3 protein-coding genes are annotated in these 3714 nt (G+C 62.0%); all 3 read left to right on the forward strand.

Features of this window, described 5'->3' with window-relative positions; translation table 11 throughout:
* Positions 1 to 2245 (forward strand): ABC transporter substrate binding protein (locus tag ACY69P_RS15055; RefSeq protein WP_462328062.1); only part of this gene is annotated, 2245 nt, incomplete at its 5' end.
* A gap of 37 nt (positions 2246 to 2282) precedes the next feature.
* Positions 2283 to 3425 carry a cobalamin B12-binding domain-containing protein gene (locus tag ACY69P_RS15060; protein ID WP_462328063.1) on the forward strand — a complete coding sequence of 381 codons (1143 nt, stop codon included), beginning with the start codon at positions 2283 to 2285 and terminating at the stop codon, positions 3423 to 3425.
* A 65-nt stretch (positions 3426 to 3490) separates the two neighbouring features.
* Positions 3491 to 3714: hypothetical protein (locus ACY69P_RS15065; RefSeq protein ID WP_462328064.1), on the forward strand; the 224-nt coding region annotated here is incomplete at its 3' end.

Consider the following 3714-nt stretch of genomic DNA (forward strand, 5'->3'; position numbering starts at 1 on the left):
GGCCAATACCGTCTACGTGGTGGCGGACCGGACAACGACGGGCGAGATTAACCTCTCGCGCTTTCGGGATATTATGGCGCTGAAGCATCCGGACCTTGCGGTTATCGTCCTGCGGGACTTTATGTCCGATGACCTGCTGCGCAAGCTGTCGAGCCTGCCGCAGGATTCCTTTGTCTTTCTCCTCTCCTTCTGGCGGGATATGCTGGGGGACTACATCTCCGAGGACCGGCTGCATGATGTGTTGCAGGCGAGTTCGGTGCCGGTGTTCAGCCGCACGGAGTGGTTTATTGGTGCGGGCGTGATGGGCGGCAAGTGTGTGAGCGGATTTGACCAAGGCCGCAGGGCGGGGCTTATGGCCGCGCGGATTCTGTCCGGCGATGCTGTGGCGGACATCCCCGTAGAGCACGAGGGCCGCGCCCGTTTCCTTTTTGATCAGAGCGAGATGGAACAGTATGGCATCAACGCCGAAGCGCTTCCACCGGGGAGCGAGGTCCTCGGCGGGGACGACAAGGGCATGCGTTTTCGCCCTGTGACGGTGATGCTGTTTGGCGGCGCATTTGCGGCGCTGTTTGTCCTTGTGGTGGGCTTTGGCGGGGTGCTTGTGTCGCTGTACCGCTCCCGCCGGGCGCTGGAGGCCGAGCGTGACCGCTCCGCGCGCATTATCGAGAAGACCCCGGCCATTATCTGCGGTGTTACCGCAAGCGGCGAGACGACATTTCTCAACCCATTTGGCGAGGCCGCCACGGGCTACCATCAGGAGGAGCTTGTGGGGCGCAACTGGTGGACCACCTGCTATCCCGGCGAAAGCTACGCGCAGGTGGAAAAGCTGTTCAGGGAGATGCAAGGGCTGGATGTCTCCGGCTACGAGATGGACCTCACGGCGAAGGACGGCACCACCCGCACCATTATGTGGACGTCCATGAACCGTTTTGCGCCAACAGGTGAACTGCTGGAGGTGGTCGGCTTTGGTGATGACGTCACCGAGCGCCGCGCGGCGGAACGCGCCCTGCGCGAGAGTGAAGGCCGTTACCGCCTGCTTTTCGAGGCCGCGCACGATGGCATTTTTATCCTTCGCGGCGGGCGGCTGTGGGACTGCAATCCGAGCTGTGAGGAGCTGATGGGCGTATCGCGCGAGCAGATTCTTGGCACAACGCCGACAGATTTCTCACCCCGCAGGCAGCCCGGAGGGGGGCTTTCCTCGGAGCAGGCGGCGGAGCTGCTGGAGGCGGCGGAGCAGGGCCACAGCCGCGTGTTCGAGTGGCGGCACCGCCGGGCCGATGGGACCATGTTTGATGCGGAAGTGTCTCTGTCTGGCTTTGTGGTAGATAACGTGAATTACGTGCAGGCCATCGTCCGCGACGTGACCGAAATGCGCCGCATGCGCGAACTGATGACCCAAAACGAAAAGATGCTCTCCCTTGGCGGCCTTGCGGCAGGCATGGCGCATGAACTGAACAATCCCCTCGGCGCGGTACTGCAAAGTGTGCAGAACATTGAGCGCCGGTTTTCGGAATCGCTCCCGTCCAATACGCAGGTCGCGGGCGAGGTGGGCGTCAACCTTGATGCTGTGCGGCAGTATTTGGAGCGCCGGGGGATAGACAGAATGCTGACGGGCATCCGTCAGGCTGGGACGCGGGCGGCGAGCATTGTCCGCAATATGTTGGAATTCAGCGATTCCGTAGACGGCGGGCGCGAGCCGTGCCGCATTACGGAGTGCGTGGACAGGGCCATAGACCTGCTGGCGGCGGAAATGCGGCAGAAGCAGACGGACCTGCTTTCCGGCGTGCGCATCGAGAGGGAGTTTGACGCCGCGGCCCTGTGCGTCCCCTGCAACCGTGCGGAGCTTGAGCAGGTGCTCCTGAATGTGTTGCGCAACGCCGTGCAGGCCGTGCAGGAGACCGTGCGCGAGGGCGAGGAAGGGACGCTCCGCCTGACCACGCGGCTTGAGGGTGGCTATGTGGTGGTGGAGGTGGAGGACAACGGACCAGGGGTGCCTGAGGCGGACCGGCGCCGGGTGTTTGAACCATTCTTCACCACGCGCGACCCCGGGGAGGGGACGGGTCTTGGGCTGTCCGTGTCGTATTTTATTGTGACGCAGAACCATGGCGGCGAATTTTATGTGGAACCAGCCGCCAGCGAAAAAGGGGCGAGGTTTGTCATCCGCCTGCCCTACGGCGATGCGTGCCGCGTGGACGAAGGGAAGACGCAACACGGGGATGTTGGCAGCGGGCGTGCGGCCCACTGAACCGCGCGACGTGTGATGGCATGCAAGGGGGACGCTTATGATTTCCGGAGCAGGTGAGTGGTGGAAAGAGACGATGTCGCAGTTGGTTGAGGAGTCGAAGGGGCTGCCTCATGTGCCGCCTGATGTTGTGGAGGAATATCTGCGGCAGTCGCCGCGTATGGCGGAAGCGGTAAGCCGGTCTCTTGGTCAGCGTGATGACCTTGGCCTGCTAATTGGGGCTGCGCCTGTGAGTATGATGCATGACAACCACCGTCATCACGGCGCATTTATGGCGGATGTGTTTCTGCTGCGCGCCACGACGCTGTTGGTGAATATGATGCCGTGGGTTTACCGGGCGTACTCAGGGCAGGGCTTTGCGTATGAGTACTTTCGGGTGGAGCTTGAAGCGTGGCGCACGGTTATTGCCGAAACCTTGGGGCAGGAGCAGGCTCGCGAAATAGTGGCGTATTATGACTGGCTGCTGGACAAACACGACGATGTGATTCGTCTGGCCGAGGCGGCAACGCCATGGACGCCGGAGCTTCCCGGTGCGTGGCAGTCGGTGTACGAGGAGTTTTTGGAGTGTCTGCTGACGGCGGACAGTCCGCGCTGTATCGCCATTGGGCGCGAGGCTGTGGGCGGGCTGGAGCCGGGGCCGTTTTATCTGCATGTGGTGCAGCCCGCGCTCTATACCGTTGGGGAGATGTGGGCCGAGGGCAAGGTGACCGTGGCGCAGGAGCATTTGGCCTCTACCCTCACCGCGCGGACGCTGGCGTCGCTGTTTGTGGATGGCATCTATGTGCCCAAGGTGCGCGGCAAGGTGCTGGTAACGGCCTCGCCCAACGAGTTTCATGAAATCGGGGCATGGATGGTCTCCAGCTGTTTGGAATACGACGGATGGAACGTGTTGTACCTTGGCGCCAACACCCCGCATGAAGCGCTCATCCGCATGGCGCGGGCGGAGCAGCCCGATATTATCGCCATATCCATGACCACTCCGTTCAACTTCCGCAGTATTTATCAGTTGATACAGGACGTGCGGGCTATGCCGGAGCTTGCGGAGTGCCGCATTATGGTGGGCGGGCAGGCCTTTGGATGGGATGAATCCATCGCGGAGGCGATGGGGGCGGACGCCTACACACAGGACTGCATACAGGCCGTGGAGTGCGCCAGATGCTGGTGGCGCGAGGCAGGACAGTGACGCTGTTTGAGGCGTGGCGCAGAAATAGTGACGTTGTGCACCAGTTCTGCGACGCGTCGGAAACCATGCTTTTTGCATTCATTGACGCATCGGAGCGCATTGTGGAGTGCAGCGATGGCTTCCGCCGCGCGTCTGGCTCCCATCAGCCGCTTGCGGGGCAGCCTCTGGAGGATGTGTTCTGTATGCCCGGTGGTGAACCTGTCGAGCTTGTTCCTTCCATTCCGCCCACCTTGTCTGTGCCTGCGCTGTGCCGGTTCCATGGCGACACGCGGCTGTTTCGTGTGGTGCT

This window comes from Desulfobaculum sp. (genome assembly GCF_054921475.1).

Bases quoted from the DNA above. Each gene is read 5' to 3' on its own strand.
- ACY69P_RS15060 (WP_462328063.1), top strand. From the start codon at position 2,283: ATGATTTCCGGAGCAGGTGAGTGGTGGAAAGAGACGATGTCGCAGTTG.